A 22,232-nucleotide genomic window follows, 5' to 3' on the forward strand; every position below is an offset into this window, starting at 1 on the left:
CCCCGCAGTGACCGCCACCCGCGTCCTCGTCCTCAACTCCGGCTCCTCGTCGGTGAAGTACCAGCTGCTCGACATGCGCGACAGCAGCCGTCTCGCCATGGGCCTCGTCGAGCGCATCGGCGAGCGCACCTCCCGGCTGAAGCACACGGCGCTCACCACGGGCGAGACCCGCGAGACGACCGGCGCCATCGCCGACCACGCCGCCGCGCTCAAGGCCGTCGCCGAGGAGCTGGCCAAGGACGGCCTCGGCCTGGACTCCCCCGAGCTGGCCGCGATCGGTCACCGGGTGGTGCACGGCGGACAGCAGTTCACCGCGCCCACGGTCATCGACGAGGCCGTGCTCGCCGAGATCGAGCGGCTGATCCCGGTCGCCCCGCTGCACAACCCGGCGAACCTGATCGGTATCCGTACGGCCCGGGCGCTGCGCCCCGACCTGCCCCAGGTCGCCGTCTTCGACACCGCCTTCCACACGACGATGCCGGAGTCGGCGGCGCGCTACGCGATCGACGTGAAGACCGCCGACGAGTACCGCATCCGGCGCTACGGCTTCCACGGCACCTCGCACGCGTATGTGTCCCGGGCGACGGCCCAGCTCCTGGGCAGGGCCCCCGAGGACGTGAACGTCATCGTGCTGCACCTCGGCAACGGCGCGTCCGCCTCCGCCGTACGGGGCGGCCGCTGCGTGGACACCTCCATGGGGCTCACGCCGCTGGAGGGACTGGTCATGGGCACGCGGTCGGGCGACATGGACCCCGCGGTCATCTTCCATTTGATGCGCGTTGGCGGGATGTCCACGGACGAGATCGACACTTTGCTGAACAAGAAGAGCGGCCTGATCGGTCTGTGCGGCGACAACGACATGCGGGAGATCCGTCGCCGTGTCGACGAGGGTGACGAGCAGGCGCGGCTCGCCTTCGACATCTACATCCACCGCCTGAAGAAGTACATCGGCGCCTACTACGCGGTACTGGGCCGGGTGGACGCGATCGCCTTCACCGCCGGAGTGGGCGAGAACGCCGCTCCGGTGCGCGAGGCCGCGGTGGCCGGCCTGGAGGAACTCGGCCTGGCGGTCGACGCCGACCTGAACGCGGCTCGAGGGGACGGGCCCAGACTCGTCTCCCCCGAGGGCGCACGGGTCGCGGTCGCCGTGGTGCCGACCGACGAGGAACTGGAGATCGCCACGCAGACCTACGCACTCGTGGGCGCGTCCCACGACCTCATCTGAGCGGCACCACGCCTCGAACGGGGGGCAGGTGCCACCTCAGCTGAGCGGCAGCCCGCCCCTTTGTATCTTCCGCCAGACGGAATATTCCGTAGCGAAACAAACCGATAGGATCGCCCTATGCGCCGTTCGAAAATCGTCTGTACTCTCGGCCCCGCGGTCGACTCCCACGAGCAGCTCGTCGCGCTGATCGAAGCCGGCATGAACGTGGCCCGCTTCAACTTCAGCCACGGCACACAGGCCGAGCACCAGAGCCGCTACGACCGGGTCCGGGCCGCCGCGGCCGAGACCGGCAAGGCCATCGGTGTCCTCGCCGACCTTCAGGGCCCGAAGATCCGTCTGGAGACCTTCGCCGAGGGTCCCGTCGAGCTGGTGCGCGGTGACGAGTTCACCATCACCATCGAGGACGTGCCCGGCGACAAGCACATCTGCGGCACGACCTACAAGGGCCTGCCCGGTGACGTCTCCAAGGGCGACCCGGTCCTCATCAACGACGGCAATGTCGAGCTGAAGGTCGTCGAGGTCGACGGTTCCCGCGTCAAGACGGTCGTCATCGAGGGCGGTGTGATCTCGGACCACAAGGGCATCAACCTGCCCGGCACGGCCGTGAACGTGCCGGCGCTGTCCGAGAAGGACGTCGAGGACCTGCGCTTCGCGCTGCGGATGGGCTGCGACATGGTCGCCCTGTCCTTCGTGCGTGACGCCAACGACGTGAACGACGTCCACAAGGTGATGGACGAGGAGGGCCGCCGGGTCCCCGTCATCGCCAAGGTCGAGAAGCCGCAGGCGGTCGAGAACATGGAGGCCGTCGTCGCGGCGTTCGACGCCGTCATGGTGGCCCGTGGCGACCTGGCCGTCGAGTACCCGCTCGAGAAGGTCCCGATGGTGCAGAAGCGCCTCGTGGAGCTGTGCCGCCGCAACGCCAAGCCGGTGATCGTCGCGACCCAGATGATGGAGTCGATGATCACCAACTCCCGCCCGACCCGCGCCGAGGCCTCCGACGTCGCCAACGCGATCCTCGACGGCGCCGACGCGGTCATGCTCTCGGCCGAGTCGAGCGTGGGCGCGTACCCGATCGAGACGGTCAAGACGATGTCGAAGATCGTCGTGGCGGCCGAGGAAGAGCTCCTCTCCAAGGGTCTGCAGCCCCTGGTCCCCGGCAAGAAGCCGCGCACGCAGGGTGGTTCGGTCGCCCGTGCCGCCTGCGAGATCGCCGACTTCCTCGGCGGCAAGGGTCTGGTCGCCTTCACCAAGTCCGGTGACACCGCCCGCCGGCTCTCCCGCTATCGCGCGGCCCAGCCGATCCTGGCCTTCACCACCGACGAGGGCACCCGCAACCAGCTCGCGCTGAGCTGGGGCGTCGAGTCGCACGTCGTGCCGTTCGTGAAGAGCACCGACGAGATGGTCGACCTCGTCGACCACGAGCTCCAGAAGCTCAAGCGGTTCAACGACGGCGACATCGTCGTGATGACCGCCGGCTCGCCCCCCGGCGTCCCCGGCACCACCAACATGGTCCGGGTGCACCACCTGGGCGAGAGCGGCCGCACCGCCTGACTCGCGGCCCCGCACGCCACCGAGGGCGCCTCCTGTGACAGGGGGCGCCCTCGGTGTTCCTCGGTGTTCGACGATCACTGCCGGACCATCCGGAGCGAGCGCATCCGCGCAGGCTCCGGCTCGCGCCACCGCGGGGCGAGCCCGGCTGCCTCCCCCGGGCTCATCGGCATGGCGTCCAGCGCCCGTTCGCGAGCTGCTCCGCTCAGGGCTGTGGCCCGGCTCTCCGCGTGCGCGGAGGAACCGGGCCACAGTCCTGTGCGGCTCCCGAACGGGTCTTGGTCGCGACCGGCCGTCAGCCGGTCACGTACTGGTGCATCCCGGGTACGGTCAGCGTGCCGCCGAACTGGCCGGCCTGAACGACCTTCACCTTGGTGAAGTAGATCAGCGGGATGTTCAGCGGCGGCGGGTTGTCCGGGCTGAACGTGATCGGGATCAGGCCGAGCAGGTTGCCGGAGATGCTTTCGGTGTACATCACCGTCTTGCCGTCACGGATGGTGGACGTCGTACCGCTGCCGGCCTGCACGTGGTACGTCTTGCCGGACTGCTTGTCGTTCACCGTCTGGTGCAGGTCGCCGATGTCCGTCCCGTCGGAGATGACGTACTTCAGGACCTTCTTGACGGTGCCGTTGGCGGTCCTCACCTTCACGATGCCCTGGTAGTCCGCGCCCTTGAGGAGCAGCGAACTGGCGTTCAGGTACCAGGGGTCGTCGGGCAGGGTCACCGGGTTGTCGACGCCGCCCTCGGCGTCGGTGGCGACCGGGCAGTCCGCCGCGTCGGTGGTGGAGCTCGCGGACGGGCTGGGGGACGAGGTGACCGCGTCGGTCGTGTCCTTGACCGCCTTGGTGGTGTCGTCGACCGCCTTGGTCGCCGTGTCGGTCGTGTCCTTCACGGTGTTCTTGACCGTGTCGGCGACCTTGCCGGTGGTGTCCTTGAGCGTGTCGGACGTGGTCTTGTCGCCGGTGTCCTTGGTCGCGCTCGCCGAGGCGGACGCGGAGGACGACGGCGTGGGGCTCGCGGTGGCGCTCGACGTGGAGCCGCTGCCGCCGGTGAAGATGCCCGTGATCGCATCGCCGATGGTGCCCAGCAGGTCGCCCCCGGTGCTCGCGGAGGCCGACGGGGTCGCCGTCGAAGCGCTGCCACCGCCACTGCTCTGCGCCGACTTGCTCGCGGACGGCGTCGGCGTGGACCCGGCCTTGTCGTCGGAACCTGAATCCGGCGAAGAGGTCTTGTCCGGCGACGAGGACGTGCTGGCCGAGGGGGTCGGCGTGGGCTTGTCGGCGGACGCGGAGGCGCTCGCCGAGGAAGAGGAGGACGCCGAAGCGGAGGGGGTCGGGCTGGCCGACGTGTCCTTGCCGTCCACGGCCTCGACGCACTTCTGGTACTCGTCAGCGGTCAGGCTCTTGGCGGGCGAGTGGTCGTCGGCCCGGGCGAGTGTCGGCGTGAACCCCATCCCCATGAGAACCGCGGTCGGCATCGCCGCGATGGCGACGGCCTTGCCCGCGGGCACGTGGAACCTGGTGAACAGCGGCTTCCTCGGGGCCGCGTGGCGCGGCCCGGTTCTCACCCGGGACTCGTCCACCTCGGTCCCGCGGGTCACCTCGTCAGCCGGCACTGTGCCTCCCGTTCGCCCCGTGAGCGGAGCTCATTCCTGACAGGTCCTTCGGCTCGCCCGACTCGTCGGCGACCGCGGGGCCCGCGCTGTCGGCACCGTGCTGGATGCCCGTGGACTCCGGGCTCTGCGGCAGGTGCGGGGTGTTCGGGGTGGTGTCGGGGGCGCCCGGGGCGCCGCCCTCGCTCTTGTGCACCGGCGCGCGCTGCTCCTCGCCGGGCTCTCCGGGAACCCAGGAGACCGCCATCGCGCCGCCGGTCATGGCGAAGAGGAAGCCGATGAGGAAGCCACCGAGGTTGGACACCGGGATGGAGACCAGCGCGAGCAGGATCGCCGCGACCCCGGCGAAGGTCCGTACGTGCTTCTGGAACCAGAGACTGATGCCCAGGACCCAGAGCAGCACGCCGATGATCAGGGAGCCGGCGCCGGCGGTGGTGGACATCGCCAGCGTCAGATGGCCGATCTGGAGGTTCGCGTACGGGAAGTAGGCGATGGGGAAGCCGCCGAGCAGGATGAACAAGCCGGCCCAGAACGGGCGATCGCCCCTCCAGGTACGGAAGTTCCGCCGGAAGACTTGGAGATAGTGCTCGCTCTGCCCGGGTGACTCGGCGCTCATGGAAACGGCTCCCTGGAACGGCTTTACTGTGTGGCGTACGCGCTTGAGTGGTTCACGTACTGCGGGAAAAGGTGGGGCGGGCGGGGCAGCTGCCGGCTCCCCCGCCCGCCCCTGGAGTGCCTAGTAGCACTCCTTGACGCCCTTGGACAGCGACATCTTCAGGCCGCTGAGCTTGAACGTACCGGCGGTGGTCGCCCACGCCGTCTGCTTCACATCGGTCAGGTCGGCCGAGTCGGCCTGCTGGGCGAATCCGTACGGGTTCGCCTGGTCACCCTTGGCAATGCCCGGACCCTTGCTGGCGTCCTTGGCCGCAACACCGATGTCGATGTTGTGGAACACCGCGTCGGCCTGCAGGTCCTCGACGTCGATGTACAGGTTCTCGGCCTGTACCGGCGTGCCACCGCCGCCCGCCTTCAGGACCAGACTGACCGATCCGAGCAGCGGGATGTTCGGGGTGACCACGGACTGGCACATATTGGTGATCGACGCGGACTTGAACGCCGAGACCGCGACGGGGTGAGCCGTCTTCTGGCCGTCGAGGGTGTACCCCGAGTCGATGGCTCCGTACTGCGAGAAGCCTTCACCGTGAAGCGAGTCCGCCGTCACCTTGAACGACTGACCCGACACACTGAACGACGCGGCGAGAGCGCCCTGCGCGAGGGCGACACCTATCGCTGCCGTGGCGGCCACGCTGGGCACCATCACGACCGCGAACCGCTTCCATCTGGTCCCGCCACGCACCTGGGACTCCATATTTCCTCCTTCTCGGACGTACATCTCCTGGCCCTGACTGACCCATGTCGGCGGCTCAGCCGGGCAGGGATGGGAGAAGTGCTACGTCCTCGGGAAGGAGAGCGCCCGTACTCGTCGAGCGCCAACTGCGCCCCACATCACCGGCGATCACCCCCGAGCGACAACCACTGGTCGCGCCTGACACGCATCACGCACAACCTGCTGGACAGGCTCCGCCGAACGGCAGAGACCCCCCTGTCCAAGGGCCGGCGCCACTGCCGCCGCCCCTACTCGGTGGGGACCCAGAAAACCCCTTGACCCGATTGGCTGTCGGAGTAGGGGGAATGGACCGAGCGTCGCCGATCGTGGTGCATTCTGGCCGCCCGCACAAGGGGGTTCGTTACTGGCTAGTAACGGCCGGATAACCGAACAACGACCCGGCGGTATCGGTCGGCAACTCTGGGTGGCACCAAGGGTGACGTCAAAACAGTTGATCCACGGACAGAATCCGACAGAACAACGCCCTCGACTTACTCCCAGTAACAGCGGCCGCGTTTACCAAGTTTTGGTAAAGCGCGGCCACCTGCCGCTCTCTCGGCAAATCTTTCACCTGGGCATCACAGGCCCTGGCGTTTAGGAACAGGTCAGCACACCGGGCGGAACCCGGTCCCGGAGTCGATCAGAACAGCGCCCGCGCCAGCGCCCGGCGCGCCGCGATCACCCGCGGATCGTCGCCGCCCACGACCTCGAAGAGCTCCAACAGCCTCAGCCGTACGGCGTCCCGGTCGTCGCCCGCCGTGCGCTGCACCGTGTCGATGAGCCGTCCGAACGCGTCTTCGACGTGCCCGCCCACCAGGTCGAGGTCCGCGGCCGCGATCTGCGCCGGTACATCCTTCGGCTTCTCGGCGGCGTCCTTGCGCACCTGGAGCGGGTCGGCACCCTGCACGCGCTGCAGCAACTCGGCCTGCGCGAGGCCGAGCCTGGCCTCCGTGTTGCCCGGGTCGTCGCTCAGCACGTTCTTGTACGCCTGTACGGCGCCTCCGAAGTCACCCGCGTCCAGGGCCTGCACAGCGGCCTCCAGGAGCGCGTCGTAGGGCCCTGCCGGCACCTCGTGCACCGCCGGGGCGCTGTCGGGCTCGGCGTCGGGGTCGACCGTCAGGCCGGTCAGGCCGAAGCGCTGCTCGGCGACCTCGACGAGCTGGTCGAGCGTCCCGCGGATCTGCGCCTCTCCCGCCGCACCCTGGAAGAGCGGCAGTGCCTGTCCCGCCACGACGGCGAACACGGCCGGGATCCCCTGGATCCCGAACTGCTGCATCAACATCTGGTTGGCGTCGACGTCGATCTTGGCAAGGACGAAGCGTCCGTTGTACTCGACGGCCAGCCGTTCGAGTACCGGGCTCAACTGCTTGCAGGGCTCGCACCACTCGGCCCAGAAGTCGATGACGACCGGAACCTCGGTGGACCGCTGAAGGACATCGCGCTCGAATCCCGCCTCGTCGACATCGATGACGAGGCCGGCGGGAGACACGGCCCCGCCTCCGCCGCCCTGCCTGGCCGCTTCGGCGCGCGCCTGCTCCGCCTTCGCCTTGGCCTCCTGGGCCGCCTTCACCGCGGCGAGGTCGACGACTCCGCTCATGGACATGTTCCGTGGCTGCATGAGTACATCCTCCCCCTTCCTCGCGCACGTGTGAAAAGCGCTGTGAAAGCCGGGCCGCTTTACGACGCGACCCGACTCGATCCGTGCTGTCGGGCGCCGGGTCCCCACCTGGCGCCCATGGTTGCCGCCCGCCCACGAGTCACTGTGTACGAGCTTTCGCTACGGCTCGTAGCGTAACTGCCCAGCGGCTCCCCTGTCCGCCATACCCCGGTGATCTCCCTCACGACTTCACACAACCGCCTGATTTGGCCGGGCGGGGCGGCGGATAAGGTCCTGACATGCAGAGTCGCGCCACCACCCCCCGCACGGGACGCCCGCGCAGCGCTGCCGCGGACGCCGCGATCCTGCAGGCGACGCGCGCGGCGCTGGTCGAACTGGGCTGGTCCAAACTGACGTTGGGGGACGTGGCGACCCGGGCCGGGGTCGCCAAGACGACGCTCTACCGCCGCTGGGCGGGCAAGAACGAGCTCGTGGTCGACGCGGTGGCCGTCCTCTTCGACGAACTGGAGCTCCCCGACCGCGGGAGCCTCGCCGCCGACATCGAGGGCGTGGTGCTTCAGTTCGCGGCGCTCCTGAACCGGCCCGAGACCGCGACGGCCCTGATGGCGGTGGTGGCCGAGTCGACCCGTGACGAGCCGCTGCGCGAACGCATCCGGACGTCCATCGTCGACCGCCAGAAGCGGCTCGTCGTGGAGGGGCGGGCCCGGGCCACCGCGCGCGGCGAACTCCCTCCGGAGTCCGACCCCGAGGTGGCCGCGCGTACGGCGGACCTCATCTTCGACGTGGTCGCGGGGGCGGTGGTGCATCGCACACTCGTCAGCGCGGAGCCCGCGGACGAGGCCTGGGTCCGCGCGTTCACCCAAATGCTCCTCCTGGGCCTGACCGGCACGCCGACCACGACCTGACCCGAGCGGGCCGGGGTGGATCGGGCACGGTCACCGACCTCACCCTCAAACACCGGTCGGCCCAAGGCCTTTCGGGGCGCGGGGAACTGCGCGCCCAGCCCCCACGCACCCGCGGTCGCAGAAGGGCCCCCGGGGTCTGGGGCTGAGCCCGAGCAGGTCAGAAGCCCGCCGGTTCCGTGTACACCCCCCACTCGTCCCGGAGCACGTCACAGATCTCGCCGAGCGTGGCCTCGGCCCGCACCGCCTCCAGCATGGGCACGATCATGTTCGAACCGTCCCGCGCAGCGGCGAGCATCGCGTCCAGCGAGGCCCGTACGCGCGCGTCGTCGCGCCCACCCCGCCGCACCCCCAACTCCCGTACCTGCTCCCGCTCCACTTCGTGACTGACCCGCAGGATCTCCAGATCCCCGGTCACGGACCCGTGATGGACGTTCACGCCCACCACCCGCTTGTCACCCTTCTCCAACGCCCGCTGGTACTGGAACGCCGACTCGGCGATCTCCCCGGTGAACCAGCCGTCCTCGATGCCCCGCAGGATGCCGGAGGTGATGGGACCGATCGGGTGCTGCCCGTCGGGATGCGCCCGCAGCCCCCGCTCCTTGATCTGCTCGAAGATCTTCTCCGCGTCGGCCTCGATCCGGTCGGTGAGCTGCTCGACGTACCAGGAACCGCCCAGCGGGTCGGCGACGTTGGCGACGCCGGTCTCCTCCATCAGCACCTGCTGCGTCCGCAGGGCGATCTCGGCGGCCTGCTCGGACGGCAGCGCGAGCGTCTCGTCCAGCGCGTTGGTGTGGAGGGAGTTCGTGCCGCCCAGAACGGCCGCGAGCGCCTCCACCGCCGTACGGACGACGTTGTTGTAGGGCTGCTGTGCCGTCAGCGAGACACCCGCGGTCTGGGTGTGGAAGCGCAGCCACTGCGCCTTCTCCGACTTCGCCCCGTACACGTCCCGCATCCACCGGGCCCAGATCCGCCGCGCCGCCCGGAACTTGGCGATCTCCTCGAAGAAGTCGAGGTGCGCGTCGAAGAAGAAGGAGAGGCCGGGGGCGAAGACGTCCACGTCGAGGCCGCGCGAAAGCCCCAGCTCGACGTAGCCGAACCCGTCCGCCAGCGTGTACGCCAGCTCCTGCGCGGCCGTGGAGCCGGCCTCCCGGATGTGGTAGCCGGAGACGGACAGCGGCTTGTACGCGGGGATCTTCGCGGCACAGTGCTCCATCAGGTCGCCGATGAGGCGCAGGTGCGGCTCGGGCTGGAAGAGCCACTCCTTCTGGGCGATGTACTCCTTGAAGATGTCGGTCTGGAGGGTGCCGTTCAGGACGGACGGGTCGATCCCCTGCCGTTCCGCCGCGACCAGGTACATGCAGAAGACGGGTACGGCCGGTCCGCTGATCGTCATCGACGTCGTGACGTCACCGAGCGGGATGTCCTTGAACAGGACCTCCATGTCGGCCGCCGAGTCGATCGCGACCCCACAGTGCCCGACCTCGCCGAGGGAGCGCGGATCGTCGGAGTCGCGCCCCATGAGCGTCGGCATGTCGAAGGCGACCGACAGTCCGCCGCCGCCCGCGGCGAGGATCATCTTGTAGCGCTCGTTCGTCTGCTCCGCGTTCCCGAACCCGGCGAACTGGCGGATCGTCCACGTACGCCCTCGGTAGCCGGTCGGGTACAGGCCGCGGGTGAACGGATACTCGCCTGGCCAGCCGATCCGCTCGAAGCCGTCGTACCTGTCCCCCGGCCGTGGCCCGTACACCGGCTCCACCGGATCACCGGAGAGCGTGGTGAAGTCGGCCTCACGCTTGCGCGAGGTGTCGTACCGGGCCTGCCAGCGGCGGCGGCCCTCTTCGATGGCGTCAGCGTCCATGCTTCGAATTTACTAGGACGTCCTAGTAAATGTCGATGGGGAACCGCCACGGACCACTCCCGTGGCGGTAGGGGTTACGCCTTGACGACCGCCGGAGAGTCCTCCGCGATCTTCGACTCCAGCTCCTGGGTGACCTTCCGCTCCACGAAGAACGCGGCCGTCGGAATGGTCCCCGCGAGCAGCACCCACAGCTGCTTGCCCACCGGCCACTTCGCCTTGGCGCCCAGGTCGAAGGCGAAGACCAGGTAGACGACGTACAGCCAGCCGTGCGCGATGGCGACGACGCGGGTGAAGTCCACGGCACCGTTCATGTCGAGCACGTACTTGGCGATCACACCGAGGGTCAGCAGGACCAGCAGCACACCGGTGACGTAGGCCATCACGCGGTAGCGGGTCAGCACGCTCTTCTTCATGGGGATGAGCGTAACGACCCCTTTTGCGCGATCTACGAGCACCCCCGCCCCGGCGCGTCTGCGCCCCTGTGCTCCTCTTGCTTTCGTCTACTCCTCGTCGAAGTCGCTCGCGGCGATGCGCAGGGGCCGCAGCATCGCGAAGATCTCCGCGCACTCCTCGGAGTCGTAGGCCCCGAGCCCGAAGTCCATCGCCATCAGGTCGCGGGTCGCCGCGTCGCAGACCTCGCGGCCCTTCTCGGTGATGGAGGCGAGCGTGCCGCGCCCGTCGTTGGGGTTGGGCCGCTTGTCGACGAGCCCGGACCTCACCAGCCGGTCCACGGTGTTCGTGACGGAGGTCGGGTGCACCATGAGGCGCTCACCGATCTTGGACATCGGGAGCTCGCCGGCCTTGGAGAAGGTGAGCAGGACCAGTGCCTCGTAGCGCGCGAAGGTGAGTCCGTACGGCTTGACGACCGCGTCGACCTCGGCGAGCAGGATCTGGTGCGCGCGCATGATCGAGGTGATCGCGGCCATGGACGGCACGGATCCCCAGCGCTGCTGCCAGAGTTCGTCGGCGCGGGCGATGGGATCGAAGGCAAGGCTGAGCGGCTTCGGCACGGCATAAGACCTTACCCGCCGGTCATATGCTGGTCAGCCCCGTCTCGCCTTTCGGTCCCGGCCCCCTCCACGACGGGGGTCGCGGCCCCTTCCGTACGCCGCGCCTCCACCGCCAGCAGTACGCAGCAGACGGTCCCGAGCACCCCCGCGCCCGCGACGGTCGCCCGCACTCCGGCGAACTCCGCCGCCACCCCCGACAGCGCCATCCCCACCCCCTGGACGGTCATCAGACCGGCGGTGTTCAGCGTCATCGCCCGCCCTCGCAGCTCCTCGGGCACGGCCCGCACGAACCACTGGTCCAGGCCGAGCGAGTACGCGGATCCGGTGCCCGCGAGCAGCAGCAGGGCCAGCGACCAGCCGAGGCCCGGCCGCAGGACGTAGCCGACGTAGGGCAGCAGGGTGACGCAGACGAGCGGGAGGGCGAGCCGGGTGCGGGTGGCGGGCCGCAGTCTGGACCCCGCGAACAGCTCCCCCGCGATCGTGCCGACCGGCAGGGCGCACATCAGCAGGCCGAGCCCGGCCGATCCGGCGCCGAGCCCGTCGGCGTAGGGCGCGGCCAGCGCCTCCGGCGCGACGGCGAACATCGGCGGCACCCAGAACAGCAGGAGCAGGGCCCGTACCCGCCGGTCGGCGAGGATCCGGCGGGTTCCGTGGAGCGAGTCCCGCACCAGCGCGCCTTCGTGTCGGGTCCGCGCGGGCCGTCGCCGGGTGCCGAAGCGCAGCAGTGCGGCGGAGGTCAGGAAGGTGCACACCGTGATGAGCAGCGCGCCGCGCGGTGACACGACGGTGAGCAGCACGCCGCCGAGCCCGAACCCGGCGAGCAGCGCGCCCTGCGAGACGATCCGCAGGAGAGAGCGGCCCAGTACGAACAGGTCGCCGTCGCCGAGGACGTCGGTCAGCGTCGCCGTCCGCGCCCCCTGGAAGAGCGGTGAGACGACGGCGAGCGCGCAGCGCATGGCCAGCAGTACGGCGATGGGCGCGCCCGGCACCACCATGACGGCCACGCAGCCCGCGCACACCAGGTCGCACACCACGAGGACCCGACGGGCCGGGAAGCGGTCCGCGGCGCCGGCGAGGAGGGTGCCGCCGACGAGGTACGGGAGGAAGCCGAGCGCGAACGTCAGGGCGCTCATCAGGGGCGAGCCCGTCAGGTCGTAGACCAGGACGGACAGGGCGAGCTCGCTGACCACGAGCCCGAGCAGCGAGAACGCGTGGGCGGCGAATACCGCGCGGAACTCGCGTACGGCGAAGACTCGGCCGTAGCCCGTGGCTTCGGGGGTGTTCGGTGGGGTGGGCGGCATCGGTGTGGTCTTCGTCTCCGCCATCTCTGCTTCCGGCATGGGCAACAGCGTGCGCACCCGGCGGGCCGGGCCGTAGAGTTTCGGCTCCAGCCGAATCTTCTGTTCTTCAGGGGTGCCGTTCCTTGCCTTCCCTTCTGCACTTCGGGGAGGACGACCTCCTCAACTGCCGTTTCGCGGTGTCGCCCCTGTGGGAGACGCAGGAGGCGGTCCGCACGCTCGACCGTCCCGCGCGGCACGGCTACCACGCGCACTGGCTGCGCCGTATCCGCGCGGCCGCCGCCGGACTCGACCTCGCGCCGCTGTGGCTGCTGATGCCGCAGCGCGGCTACTGCCCCGACTGGCTCTGCCCGCCCCCGATCGGTGCTGCGGCCACCTTCGAGAAGGAGATCGCGGCGGTCCGCGCGGCCGACCCCGAGGCGGCCCGAGAGGAGACCGCGAGGTCACTCGCGGACACTCCGGGCGCCCTCGAATCGCCTCGAGGCCGGTCGCTGCTGAAGGACCCGACGCGCATGGTCCAGGAGCTGGCCGACCTGATGGAGACGGCCTGGCACGCGCTCGTCGAGCCGGACTGGCCGCGGCTGCGCGCCCTGCTGGAGGCGGACATCGCGTTCCACTCGCGGCGGCTCGCGGAGGTCGGTCTGGGCGGGCTGCTGCCGGAGATCGACCGCCGGTTCGGCTGGCGCTCCCACACGCTGACCATCGAGTGGAAGGGCCGGCACGAGCGGGACCTCGCGGGCCAGGGCCTGATGCTGGTGCCCAGTGTCTTCATCTGGCCGGAGGTGGTCAGTTCCTTCGATCCCCCCTGGCAGCCCACGCTCGCCTACCCCGCCCGCGGCATCGGCGGTCTGTGGGCCGAACCGACCGACCACACCCCCGACGCCCTCGTACGACTCCTGGGACGGGGCAGGGCCACCGTCCTCACGGCCCTGGACGAACCCACCACCACCACAGCCCTCGCCCACCGCCTCCGCCTCGCCCCGTCGTCCGTCTCCGCCCATCTCTCGGTCCTGCGCGCCGGAGGCCTGCTCACCTCACGCCGTTACGGCCACCAGGTCCTGTACGAACGCACTCCCCTGGGGATGGCGCTGGCGTCGGGTCCTGAGCAGTAGCCCGCGCCACCCCGGTCAGCCGCGCGTGGTGCGGCGCAGGTGGTGGCGGATGGCTCGTTGGGCGACCGGGCCGAGGGTGTCGAGGGCGGCGACCAGGGCGGCCAGCTGTTCCAGGGCGTCGAGGGCGGCCCGGGAACCCTCGGGGTCGACCCCCTCGTACAGCTCGATGCCGACGAAGGACGCGGCGACGGCACGTGCCAGCCCGGCCGGATCGGTGAACTCGCCGAGCGGGGTCGGCGCGAGGACCCGGACCAGGACCCGCTCGATCTCGGTGATCCACAGATCGAGCCCGGCCGAGGTCGCGGGCGCCAGACGCGCGTCCGTCTGCGCCCCGGCGAGGAGCTGCCCCAGGACGGCGACATGCCCCTCGGCCCGCTCCACCTCGTGCATCTCCCGCCCGAACGCCAGGAGTTCCGCCAGCGACCCGACCTCGGCGAGCCGTTCCCGGTAGTTCGCGACCCGCTGCTCCGCCCCGTGGCGGACCGCGGCCGACAGCAACTCGTCCACGGACCCGAAGTGGTAGAAGACGAGTGCCTGGTTGACCCCGGCGGTCGCCGCGATCGTACGGGCCGAGGCCTTCGCGATCCCCTGCTCGGTGAGCGTCCGCAGGGCGCCCGCCAGGAGTTTCGCCCGGGTAGCCTCGCTCACGCGCGCGCCTCCTCGCGGACGGGCCGCAGCCCGGGCCTCACCCCGCGGGTACGGACGTCGGTGTACGTCGCCCGGAAGCTGCCCTCGTAACCGAAGAGCGGACCGAAGTGGCGGTTCACGACCCGGACCCGGATGTGGAAGCGGCCCGTGGAGTCGTCGAAGGACTCGCGTACCTCCGCGTCGGCGCCGATGAGTTCGGGGACGCGGACGTCCACCGGGCCCTCCCGGAAGCGGTGTTCACCGGAGCGGATCAGCAGGGAACCGTCGGGCTCGGCGCGCAGGTGCAGGTCGCTGGCGAGGTGCTGATGTGTGCCGAGGTAGTCGAGGACGCGGTCGCCCTTGGGGCTCAGCACCATCTGGGCGTCGAAGCGGCGGGAGCGGCCGGGCAGGTCGAAGGTGCGCACGAAGCTCACCGTCTCACGGCCGAAGGTGTCGGCGTAGGGCACATTCTCGATCATGAAGGGGACGTTGCGGCCCGCACGCGGGACGAGGATGTTGCGGGTGCCGCCGAGGGCCAGGAACGGCTTCACGAAGCCCCTCCCGTGCCAGACGCGGTCCATGACGCCGCGGCCGGTGCACGCCTCGCCGCCGGCCAGTCCCACGGAGAAGCGTCGCCGCAGTTCAGGGTGGAGACGGTCGAAGTCGGCACCCATCGCCGTGCGGAAGATGGAGGGGGTCACCGCTGCTCCAGGGTGGCGAGGACGCGCGGCGCACGGGCCTGCGTGATCGGGGTGCGCAGGCAGCGGCGGGCGGCCGGGGTGCCGGGCAGCGGGGGCACGAAGAGGGCCAGGAGGGCGGCGACGACGGCCAGTACGGGGGTCGAGTAGAGGGCGAGCGGCGCCAGCGGGCCCGCCGCGTCCACGAGCGCGCCGTACACCGTGCCCGAGCAGGCGGCCAGCAGGACGAAGCCGCGCACGGCGCACTCGGCGAGCCAGTGGCGCAGCGCCCGCTCCGGTGTGATGCCCCGCTCCAGCCAGATCCGCAGCCGGTCGAAGGACCAGGCCGTGGCCCAGCCGATGAGGGGGCGGAAGAGGAGCCGGTCGGCCACGGCTCCGAGGCGTCCCCAGCGCGGGCGGTAGTCGTACCCGGTGAGGAAGCGGACGCCGTGGGCGTCGGGGACGTAGCGCCAGTAGCCGCTGCCCTCGGCGAGGAGGGAGAGCGGGTGCGGGGAGGCGAAGCGCAGGGCGGAGGTGCGGGTGCCGTCGGGGCGCTCCTTCTCCCCGGCGCAGGCACCCGTCCCGGCGACGGTCAGGAAGGGCAGCACCCGGGTCGCGTACCGGAAGCGCTGCGGCTCGCCCTCGATGCGCGGGAGGTAGTCGATGGAGGTGAACCTCAGGTCCCAGCGCTGGTGCTGCGCGGGGTCCTGCGTCCGTGCCCACAGGTCGTCGAGATCGCCTCGTACATGTGCCTCTACGTAGAGCCCCATTTACCGAACCCCCAGATCAGTGACCACTTTTGAGCGATCGCTCAATCGATCACGCCTGAGATTACCGGGGTTTGAGCGATCGCTCAAACAATCGGGCGCGAAAAACCCCGGCCTGCTGGACCGGGGTTTCGGGTCTTCCCGCCGGACGCCCTACGCGGACAGATGCCGCTCCACCGTCTGCACCTTGGAGGTCAGACCGTCCGTCACACCGGGGCGGATGTCCGCCTTCAGGACGACGGAGATGCGCGGCGCCCGCGCCTCGACGGCGGCGACGGCGCGCTTGACCACGTCCATCACCTCGTCCCACTCCCCCTCGATGGAGGTGAACATGGCGTCGGTGCGGTTCGGCAGCCCCGATTCACGCACGACCCGGACGGCGTCGGCGACGTACTCCCCCACGTCCTCGCCGACACCCAGGGGCGTCACGGAGAAGGCGACGATCATGAGGACTCCACGACTCCCTCACGGCGGGCACGGGAGGCGATGACCGCGTCCTCGCTCTCGCGCCGCAGCTTGCGCTCGGCGAAGAAGCCGCCGGTGGGCAGCACGGAGAGGACGAAGTAGAAAGCCGCCGTCTTCTTGCTCCACTTGGTGCGGCTCCAGGCGTCCGCCCAGAAGATCACGTACAGGATGAAGAGGATCCCGTGGAGGGAGCCCATGACGGGCACCCCGTTGAAGTCCGTGGTCCGCTTCAGCACCGAGCAGAGGAGCAGCAGCAGGAAGGAGACGGCCTCGGGGGCCGAGACCAGGCGCAGGCGGCGGAGGGCGGTGGCGGTCTTTATGTCCACGGGTCACCTTCGGTGGGAGATTCGCTTTCGGCGGGGAGCCGCTTTGTGAACGTAAGCACAAGCGTCCACCATTGTGGCACCCGACCCGCGGCGCCCCCGCCCCGGGGTGCGGGGCGGGGATGTCCGCTTGGCCCCTAAGGGTCCGCTCAGGGGTGAGATCCACCCGTGGGCCCTGTCCGCGTTCCCGCCCTGCCGCTACCTTCACCACGTGGCGATGTTCCGACTTCAAGGCAGCAAGGTGCTGGCCGTCGACATGACCGGGGACGCCGTGAAGGCGAAGAACGGCTCGATGGTCGCGTACGACGGTCAGATGGCGTTCAAGAAGCTGAGCGGCGGTGGGGAGGGGATCCGCGGGATGGTGACCCGGCGCATCACCGGTGAGCAGATGACGGTGATGGAGGTGAGGGGGCAGGGGACCTGCTGGTTCGCGGACCGGGCCTCGGAGATCAACCTGGTGAACCTCCAGGGGGACAAGCTGTACGTCGAGTCGAGCAACCTGCTCGCGACCGACGCGGGCCTGCGGACGGGCACGTCCTTCACCGGCCTCAGAGGCGCCTCCCAGGGCAACGGGCTGTTCACGACCACCGTCGAGGGCCACGGCCAGGCGGCGATCACGTCCGACGGCCCGGCGGTGGTGCTGCGGGTCAGCTCCCAGTACCCGCTGACGGTCGACCCGGGGGCGTACATCGCGCACCAGGGCAATGTCCGGCAGTCCTTCCAGGCCGGCGTGACCTTCCGCACGTTCATGGGCGAGGGCGGCGGCGAGGCCTTCCAGATCCGTTTCGAGGGCGACGGACTCGTCTACGTACAGCCCAGTGAGCGCAACACGATCGCGGGGGACCTGTGACATGCCGTTCCGCGAAGTGAACTCCAAGATGATCGAGGCGACGGTCCTGCCCGGTCAGCGCCTGTTCAGTCAGCGCGGCGCGATGCTCGCCTACAAGGGCGAGGTCTCCTTCACCCCCAACGTCCAGGGCGGCCAGGGCGGGATCATGTCGATGATCGGCCGCCGGGTCGCGGGCGAGGCCACCCCGCTGATGACCGTCGAGGGCAGCGGCACGGTCTTCTTCGGGCACGGCGGCCATCACATCCAGGTGATCAACCTCGCGGGCGACACCCTGTACGTCGAGGCGGACCGGCTGCTGGCCTTCGACGGCACCCTCCAGCAGGGCACGATGTTCCTCGGCTCGCAGGGCGGGGTCATGGGCATGGTCCGCGGCCAGGTGACGGGCCAGGGGCTCTTCACGACCACTCTCAAGGGGCACGGCGCGGTGGCCGTGATGGCCCACGGGGGCGTGATCGAGGTCCCCATCTCCCCCCAGCGCCCCGTCCACGTCGACCCCCAGGCGTACGTGGCGCACCACGGTGACGTACGCAACAAGCTGTCCACGGCGCTCGGCTGGCGCGACATGGTGGGCCGCGGCTCGGGCGAGGCGTTCCAGCTGGAGCTGAGCGGCAGTGGTGCGGTGTACGTCCAGGCCTCGGAGGAGAAGCTGTGAGCGCGTACGGGACTCCGGGCAGCCCGGTGATCTACGACCCGATGACGCTGCCGGTCGACGACAACGTCAACAAGTACACCTTCTGCGTGGAGCTCAAGGGGAGCCAGTGGTTCCTGCAGAAGGGCAAGATGATCGCCTACTACGGGTCGATGGACTTCAGCGGCATCGGGCACGGCCGGTTGGACCGTCTCGTGCGCACATCTTTCCATTCGCCTCTGCACGCGAGCGACTGGGTGGTGGCGGAGGGCTCGGGCAAGATGCTCCTCGCCGACCGGGCCTTCGACGTGAATTCGTATGACTTGGACGAGGGCAACCTGACCATTCGCTCCGGCAACCTGCTCGCTTTTCAGCCAAGTCTCGCGCTCAAGCAATCGATCGTGCCGGGCTTTTTGACGCTGATCGGAACCGGCAAGTTCGTGGCGGCCTCTAACGGTCCGGTGGTGTTCATGGAGCCTCCCATCCGGGTGGATCCGCAAGCGCTTGTCGGCTGGGCCGACTGCCCGTCCCCGTGCCATCACTACGACCACGGGTACATGACAGGCCTCATGGGCGGTCTACGTGCACTGACAGGCCTCGGCGGGGCCTCTGGAGAGGAGCACCAGTTCGAGTTCGTAGGGGCCGGCACGGTCCTGCTGCAGTCCACGGAGGTCCTCATGGCCGAGCAGGCCACGGGGGCCGTTCCCCATGAGCCGGGCGTGCCCGGCGGTGGCGGGGTACCTGGTCACCAGGGGCAGCACGGTCAGCAAGCCGGCACACCGCGTCTTCCCGGACAGCTCGGGGACCTCCAGCGTCGCTTCGGTCTGTGAGCGGTAGTCTGCGGAGTGTGACGTCGAACGCGTGCGCGTAGTCACACCACCCTCACTAGTTCGCCTTTCAACATTTTAGGTAGACTTCATTCATGGAGACCGAGACGGCCACGCGCTGGCTGACCGATGCGGAGCAGTGCGCCTGGCGCACCCACCTGGAGGTCAACAGGCTGTTGACGTACCAGCTCGAAAGGGATCTGCAGCCGTTCGGGCTGACGATGAACGACTACGAGATCCTGGTGAACCTCTCCGAGTCGGAGGGCTTCCGGCTGCGGATGAGCGACCTCGCGGCCGCCACCCTCCAGTCCAAGAGCCGGCTCTCGCACCAGATCACCCGCATGGAGAACGCGGACCTGGTCCGGCGCGAGAACTGCGAGTCCGACCGCCGGGGACTGTTCGCCGTCCTCACCGAGCACGGCATGGAGACGATGAAGAAGGTCGCCCCGCACCACGTGGCGTCCGTGCGCAGGCACTTCATGGATCTGCTGTCCCCGGAGGCCCTGGAGGAGCTGCACAAGTCGTTGCGGCCGATCGCGGAGCATTTGCGGGGGCAGCGGGGTAAGCCGTAACGGCTCGGTGAGTGCGGGCCGGCCGTAGCCGCGGGTTGCCTGTCACTGCGGGTAGTCCGTGGCTGGTCGCGCCGTTCCGCGGGTCAGCTCGGGCGTGTCCCTGGAGGCTCCGTGCGACGCCCTCGCCGCACGAGCACCCTGCGCCGAGAGCACGCCCACCGCCACCGCCACGGCTCCCGCGATCGCGAAGCACAGGCCCAGAGGCAGGTGGCCCACCAGAAGGCCCACTCCCGCGGTGCCGCTCGCGCTTCCGGCGTTCACCGCGGTGTTGACCCAGGCCCCGGCCTGGGTACGGCGGCCCGGCGGGGCCGCCTCGTCGGCGATCAGGTACGACGTCGTGAGGGCCGGGGCGACGAAGAATCCGGCGCAGGCCACGGCGACGGTCAGGATGCCGAGGCCGGGAGCGAGGCCCGCGGCCGCCAGGGCGAGGCCCAGGCCGCCCGCCAGCAGCGGCAGCCGCGCCCGTGCGGGCCTACGCCAGTCGACGGCGCCGTTCAGGAGGCCGCCCAGGGCGCTGCCCAGCGACAGTGCGGCGAGCACCCAGGCCACCACGTCGTTCCCGTGATGGTGCCGTGTGGCGTAGGCCATCACCAGAAGGTCGACGGCTCCCACGGACAGGCCGACGCCCGCCGCGACGACGACGGGCTGCAGGAGCGCGCGCCCGTCGCGGAAACGGCGCCCTGGACGTGCGACGGGCTTCGTGACGGCCGGGCGTACGCCCGCCACGGCCGGCGACAGGACGAAGGCGAGGGTTCCGGCCCACACCAGCAGCGCGCAGAGCGCGAGCGCGGCGGCCGGGGGTGCGAACTGGACGACCGCACCCACCAGCAGCGGACCCGAGACGAAGAGGATCTCCTCGGCGATCCCGTCCAGGCTGTACGCCCGCTGCAGGACCCGGTCGTCCTCGATGACCTCGCCCCACAGGGCGCGCACCGTGGGGCCGAGGGGCGGCGTGCAGGCGCCCGCGGTGACGGCGAGGGCGGCGAGGGCGGGTGCGGGTGTTCCGGGCCGCCAGGCCGCTGCCGCGAGGGTCGCGAGCAGCGTGGCGTAGAGCGAGGCCATCGGGATGAGGGCGCGGCGGGGGCCGTGGCGGTCGATCAGGGCCGCCCTGACGGGTGACAGGAGCACGCTTGCCGCGCCGAACAGTGCCATGACCGTGCCGGCGGCGGCGTACGAGCCGGTGGCCTCGGTCACGCTGAGCATCACGGCCAGCGAGACCATGCCGTAGGAGAGTCTGCCGATGAGGGCGGCGGTGAAGGTGTGGCGGGTGTGGGGGATGCGGAAGAACGCGGCGTACGAGGGCCGCGGCGCGGGCGCAGACATGTCGGGGTTCCTCGACCTGGAGGGGGAAAGGGGTCGCCTGAGTGCCGCGACGACTCACCCACCGGTGTTCGTCGCGGGCCGGGGCGGGCCCTATGCCAAGAGGAGGAACATGCGCCTTAACGTAACAGCGACCGCCGAGCCCCGAAAGCCACCGGTTTCCTCGCCCCCGCCGCCCCTACCCGTCCCATCCCAGGGGCTCCGCCCCTTCGACCCCCGCATCGCCCGAAGGGCTCGTCCTCAAACGCCGGACGGGCTGAAGACGCGCGCCAGCGCCCTTCAGGGGCGCGAGAAACTGCGCGCCCCGCCCCCACCGGCCGTCAGCCAAAGAACCTCCAGCGGCCGGGAGATGCGGGGCGCAGCCCCCGCCCCAGGAGCGCGAGGAACTGCGCGACCAGCCCCCACCGGCCGTCAGCCAAAGAACCTCCTGCGGCCGGGAGATGCGGGGCGAAGCCCCCGCCTCAGGGGCGCGGGGAACTGCGCGACCAGCCCCCACCCACCCGCAGCCGAACGACAACGGGCAGGCCGCGATTCGGGGCGCAGCCCCGTCCAAGGGGCGCGGGGAACTGCGCGAGCAGCCCCCGGCGGCCCGCAGGCGAAGAACGCGCCCGGGGGGCGGGAACCCCCGGTTCAGGCCTCCGTCAGGCCCTCCACCAATGAGTCCGCCGCCCGGTAGGGATCCAGCTCGCCCGCCACGATCCGCTCCGCGAGCGCACTGAGACGGCGGTCACCGTGAAGGTCACCGATACGCCGGCGCAGCGCCGTGACGGCGATCGTCTCGACCTCCTGGGACGCCCGGGCGCGACGGCGCTCGTCGAGGACACCGTGCTCCTCCATCCAGGCGTGGTGCTTCTCCAGGGCCTCGACGACCTCGTCGATGCCCTCGCCCCGCGCCGCCACCGTCTTGACGATCGGCGGCCGCCAGTCCCCGGGCCCCCGGGACTCGCCGAGCCCGAGCATGTGGTTCAGTTCACGCGCGGTCGCGTCGGCACCGTCCCGGTCGGCCTTATTCACCACGTACACGTCGCCGATCTCCAGGATTCCGGCCTTCGCCGCCTGGATGCCGTCGCCCATACCGGGGGCGAGCAGGACCACCGAGGTGTCGGCCTGGGAGGCGATCTCCACCTCCGACTGGCCCACACCGACCGTCTCCACCAGGATCACGTCACAGCCCGCCGCGTCCAGGACGCGGATGGCCTGGGGGGCCGCCCAGGCCAGACCGCCCAGATGGCCTCGCGTGGCCATCGAGCGGATGTAGACGCCGGGGTCGGAGGCGTGCTCGGACATGCGCACACGGTCGCCGAGCAGGGCGCCTCCGGAGAACGGCGAGGACGGGTCGACGGCCAGGACCCCGACCCGCTTGCCCTGCCGCCGGTACGCCGTCACCAACGCCGAGGTCGAGGTCGACTTGCCCACGCCCGGAGAGCCGGTGAGCCCGACGACGTACGCGTTGCCGGTCAGCGGGGCCAGCGCCGCCATGACCTCGCGCAACTGCGGGGACGCCCCCTCCACCAGGGAGATCAGCCGGGCCACGGCCCGCGGCCTGCCTTCCCTGGCCTGGGCCACCAGCGAGGAGACGTCCTGCATCACAGCTCCGTTCAGA

General features: G+C 70.3%; 23 protein-coding genes. 8 read left to right on the forward strand and 15 right to left on the reverse strand.

All coding sequences use genetic code 11. From position 1 onward, the window contains the following. Positions 1-7 precede the first annotated feature (7 nt). Both ACZ69M_RS20950 and pyk read left to right on the forward strand, forming a co-directional pair. Positions 8-1,225, forward strand: a complete 1,218-nt coding sequence (locus ACZ69M_RS20950; protein ID WP_470052433.1) for an acetate kinase — start codon at positions 8-10, stop codon at positions 1,223-1,225. A gap of 117 nt (positions 1,226-1,342) precedes the next feature. Next, a complete protein-coding gene (gene pyk, locus ACZ69M_RS20955; RefSeq protein WP_352051531.1) occupies positions 1,343-2,776 on the forward strand; it encodes a pyruvate kinase in 1,434 nt (477 codons plus the stop codon). Positions 2,777-3,068: 292 nt separating this feature from the next. Here pyk and ACZ69M_RS20960 read toward each other — a convergent pair whose 3' ends face one another. The 4 genes from ACZ69M_RS20960 to ACZ69M_RS20975 all read right to left on the reverse strand — a co-directional run bounded on the left by ACZ69M_RS20960 (position 3,069) and on the right by ACZ69M_RS20975 (position 7,390). After that, positions 3,069-4,388, reverse strand: a complete 1,320-nt coding sequence (locus tag ACZ69M_RS20960) for a hypothetical protein (protein ID WP_470051765.1) — start codon at positions 4,386-4,388, stop codon at positions 3,069-3,071. Continuing rightward, positions 4,378-5,001, reverse strand: a complete 624-nt coding sequence (locus ACZ69M_RS20965; protein ID WP_355423415.1) for a DUF6114 domain-containing protein — start codon at positions 4,999-5,001, stop codon at positions 4,378-4,380. Before ACZ69M_RS20965 ends, ACZ69M_RS20960 begins: the two co-directional genes overlap by 11 nt. Before the next feature lie 120 nt (positions 5,002-5,121). Then, positions 5,122-5,754, reverse strand: a complete 633-nt coding sequence (locus ACZ69M_RS20970) for a DUF6230 family protein (protein ID WP_067369161.1) — start codon at positions 5,752-5,754, stop codon at positions 5,122-5,124. A 658-nt stretch (positions 5,755-6,412) separates the two neighbouring features. Beyond that, positions 6,413-7,390 (reverse strand): tetratricopeptide repeat protein, encoded by a 978-nt coding sequence (locus ACZ69M_RS20975; RefSeq protein WP_352051535.1) that lies wholly within the window; start codon positions 7,388-7,390, stop codon positions 6,413-6,415. A 278-nt stretch (positions 7,391-7,668) separates the two neighbouring features. Here ACZ69M_RS20975 and ACZ69M_RS20980 point away from each other — a divergent pair, with 278 nt between their 5' ends. Then, positions 7,669-8,295, forward strand: a complete 627-nt coding sequence (locus tag ACZ69M_RS20980; protein WP_470051768.1) for a TetR/AcrR family transcriptional regulator — start codon at positions 7,669-7,671, stop codon at positions 8,293-8,295. A gap of 157 nt (positions 8,296-8,452) precedes the next feature. Here the strand turns inward: ACZ69M_RS20980 and ACZ69M_RS20985 are convergent, their stop codons facing one another. From ACZ69M_RS20985 to ACZ69M_RS21000, 4 genes are all read right to left on the reverse strand, one after another. Continuing rightward, positions 8,453-10,153, reverse strand: coding sequence for an acyl-CoA mutase large subunit family protein (locus ACZ69M_RS20985; RefSeq protein ID WP_382119393.1), 1,701 nt, complete (start codon positions 10,151-10,153; stop codon positions 8,453-8,455). A gap of 74 nt (positions 10,154-10,227) precedes the next feature. Further along, entirely contained in the window at positions 10,228-10,566 is a 339-nt protein-coding gene (locus tag ACZ69M_RS20990) for a DUF3817 domain-containing protein (protein WP_095852548.1), read from the reverse strand. 87 nt (positions 10,567-10,653) lie between these two features. Beyond that, positions 10,654-11,163 (reverse strand): MarR family winged helix-turn-helix transcriptional regulator, encoded by a 510-nt coding sequence (locus tag ACZ69M_RS20995; RefSeq protein ID WP_470051770.1) that lies wholly within the window; start codon positions 11,161-11,163, stop codon positions 10,654-10,656. Positions 11,164-11,174: 11 nt separating this feature from the next. Then, on the reverse strand, positions 11,175-12,503 hold the full coding sequence (locus ACZ69M_RS21000; RefSeq protein ID WP_470051772.1) for an MFS transporter: 1,329 nt from the start codon (positions 12,501-12,503) through the stop codon (positions 11,175-11,177). A gap of 83 nt (positions 12,504-12,586) precedes the next feature. On the opposite strand from ACZ69M_RS21000, the gene ACZ69M_RS21005 reads away from it, so the two are divergent. Further along, positions 12,587-13,573: an ArsR/SmtB family transcription factor gene (locus ACZ69M_RS21005; RefSeq protein ID WP_470051774.1), complete on the forward strand. Its 987-nt coding sequence runs from the start codon at positions 12,587-12,589 to the stop codon at positions 13,571-13,573. A 15-nt stretch (positions 13,574-13,588) separates the two neighbouring features. On the opposite strand, the gene ACZ69M_RS21010 is transcribed toward ACZ69M_RS21005, so the two are convergent. The 5 genes from ACZ69M_RS21010 to ACZ69M_RS21030 all read right to left on the reverse strand — a co-directional run bounded on the left by ACZ69M_RS21010 (position 13,589) and on the right by ACZ69M_RS21030 (position 16,435). Continuing rightward, entirely contained in the window at positions 13,589-14,221 is a 633-nt protein-coding gene (locus ACZ69M_RS21010) for a TetR/AcrR family transcriptional regulator (protein WP_470051776.1), read from the reverse strand. Further along, positions 14,218-14,874: a DUF4166 domain-containing protein gene (locus tag ACZ69M_RS21015; RefSeq protein WP_470052435.1), complete on the reverse strand. Its 657-nt coding sequence runs from the start codon at positions 14,872-14,874 to the stop codon at positions 14,218-14,220. The genes ACZ69M_RS21010 and ACZ69M_RS21015 overlap by 4 nt, the downstream gene beginning before the upstream one ends. A 23-nt stretch (positions 14,875-14,897) precedes the next feature. Then, complete coding sequence (locus tag ACZ69M_RS21020; protein ID WP_470051778.1) at positions 14,898-15,647, reverse strand: hypothetical protein; 750 nt, start codon at positions 15,645-15,647, stop codon at positions 14,898-14,900. A gap of 150 nt (positions 15,648-15,797) precedes the next feature. Further along, a complete protein-coding gene (locus ACZ69M_RS21025) occupies positions 15,798-16,091 on the reverse strand; it encodes an MTH1187 family thiamine-binding protein (protein WP_470051780.1) in 294 nt (97 codons plus the stop codon). Further along, positions 16,088-16,435: a DUF3817 domain-containing protein gene (locus ACZ69M_RS21030; RefSeq protein ID WP_352051543.1), complete on the reverse strand. Its 348-nt coding sequence runs from the start codon at positions 16,433-16,435 to the stop codon at positions 16,088-16,090. Before ACZ69M_RS21030 ends, ACZ69M_RS21025 begins: the two co-directional genes overlap by 4 nt. 214 nt (positions 16,436-16,649) lie before the next feature. Here ACZ69M_RS21030 and ACZ69M_RS21035 point away from each other — a divergent pair, with 214 nt between their 5' ends. The 4 genes from ACZ69M_RS21035 (at position 16,650) to ACZ69M_RS21050 (ending at position 19,309) form a co-directional block, all read left to right on the forward strand. Beyond that, complete coding sequence (locus tag ACZ69M_RS21035; protein ID WP_470052437.1) at positions 16,650-17,282, forward strand: AIM24 family protein; 633 nt, start codon at positions 16,650-16,652, stop codon at positions 17,280-17,282. Between the two features lies 1 nt (position 17,283). Continuing rightward, positions 17,284-17,934 (forward strand): AIM24 family protein, encoded by a 651-nt coding sequence (locus ACZ69M_RS21040; protein ID WP_470051783.1) that lies wholly within the window; start codon positions 17,284-17,286, stop codon positions 17,932-17,934. Next, the gene (locus ACZ69M_RS21045; RefSeq protein ID WP_470051785.1) at positions 17,931-18,740 is read left to right on the forward strand and encodes an AIM24 family protein; all 810 of its coding nucleotides are present in this window, start codon (positions 17,931-17,933) and stop codon (positions 18,738-18,740) included. The genes ACZ69M_RS21040 and ACZ69M_RS21045 overlap by 4 nt, the downstream gene beginning before the upstream one ends. Before the next feature lie 92 nt (positions 18,741-18,832). Continuing rightward, complete coding sequence (locus ACZ69M_RS21050; RefSeq protein WP_054233196.1) at positions 18,833-19,309, forward strand: MarR family winged helix-turn-helix transcriptional regulator; 477 nt, start codon at positions 18,833-18,835, stop codon at positions 19,307-19,309. A 42-nt stretch (positions 19,310-19,351) separates the two neighbouring features. Here ACZ69M_RS21050 and ACZ69M_RS21055 read toward each other — a convergent pair whose 3' ends face one another. Beyond that, the gene (locus ACZ69M_RS21055) at positions 19,352-20,632 is read right to left on the reverse strand and encodes an MFS transporter (RefSeq protein ID WP_470051787.1); all 1,281 of its coding nucleotides are present in this window, start codon (positions 20,630-20,632) and stop codon (positions 19,352-19,354) included. A 627-nt stretch (positions 20,633-21,259) separates the two neighbouring features. After that, positions 21,260-22,216, reverse strand: coding sequence for a methylmalonyl Co-A mutase-associated GTPase MeaB (meaB, locus tag ACZ69M_RS21060; RefSeq protein WP_470051789.1), 957 nt, complete (start codon positions 22,214-22,216; stop codon positions 21,260-21,262). Between the last annotated feature and the right edge of the window lie 16 nt (positions 22,217-22,232).

It is taken from the genome of Streptomyces sp. NPDC107454 (assembly GCF_055582885.1).

Bases quoted from the DNA above. Each gene is read 5' to 3' on its own strand.
- ACZ69M_RS21050 (WP_054233196.1), top strand. From the start codon at position 18,833: ATGGAGACCGAGACGGCCACGCGCTGGCTGACCGATGCGGAGCAGTGC.
- ACZ69M_RS21025 (WP_470051780.1), bottom strand. From the start codon at position 16,091: ATGATCGTCGCCTTCTCCGTGACGCCCCTGGGTGTCGGCGAGGACGTG.
- ACZ69M_RS21035 (WP_470052437.1), top strand. From the start codon at position 16,650: ATGTTCCGACTTCAAGGCAGCAAGGTGCTGGCCGTCGACATGACCGGG.
- ACZ69M_RS20980 (WP_470051768.1), top strand. From the start codon at position 7,669: ATGCAGAGTCGCGCCACCACCCCCCGCACGGGACGCCCGCGCAGCGCT.
- ACZ69M_RS20985 (WP_382119393.1), bottom strand. From the start codon at position 10,153: ATGGACGCTGACGCCATCGAAGAGGGCCGCCGCCGCTGGCAGGCCCGG.
- ACZ69M_RS21020 (WP_470051778.1), bottom strand. From the start codon at position 15,647: ATGGGGCTCTACGTAGAGGCACATGTACGAGGCGATCTCGACGACCTG.
- ACZ69M_RS21040 (WP_470051783.1), top strand. From the start codon at position 17,284: ATGCCGTTCCGCGAAGTGAACTCCAAGATGATCGAGGCGACGGTCCTG.
- ACZ69M_RS20965 (WP_355423415.1), bottom strand. From the start codon at position 5,001: ATGAGCGCCGAGTCACCCGGGCAGAGCGAGCACTATCTCCAAGTCTTC.
- pyk (WP_352051531.1), top strand. From the start codon at position 1,343: ATGCGCCGTTCGAAAATCGTCTGTACTCTCGGCCCCGCGGTCGACTCC.
- meaB (WP_470051789.1), bottom strand. From the start codon at position 22,216: ATGCAGGACGTCTCCTCGCTGGTGGCCCAGGCCAGGGAAGGCAGGCCG.
- ACZ69M_RS20970 (WP_067369161.1), bottom strand. From the start codon at position 5,754: ATGGAGTCCCAGGTGCGTGGCGGGACCAGATGGAAGCGGTTCGCGGTC.
- ACZ69M_RS21000 (WP_470051772.1), bottom strand. From the start codon at position 12,503: ATGCCGGAAGCAGAGATGGCGGAGACGAAGACCACACCGATGCCGCCC.
- ACZ69M_RS20990 (WP_095852548.1), bottom strand. From the start codon at position 10,566: ATGAAGAAGAGCGTGCTGACCCGCTACCGCGTGATGGCCTACGTCACC.
- ACZ69M_RS21055 (WP_470051787.1), bottom strand. From the start codon at position 20,632: ATGTCTGCGCCCGCGCCGCGGCCCTCGTACGCCGCGTTCTTCCGCATC.
- ACZ69M_RS21015 (WP_470052435.1), bottom strand. From the start codon at position 14,874: ATGGGTGCCGACTTCGACCGTCTCCACCCTGAACTGCGGCGACGCTTC.
- ACZ69M_RS20975 (WP_352051535.1), bottom strand. From the start codon at position 7,390: ATGCAGCCACGGAACATGTCCATGAGCGGAGTCGTCGACCTCGCCGCG.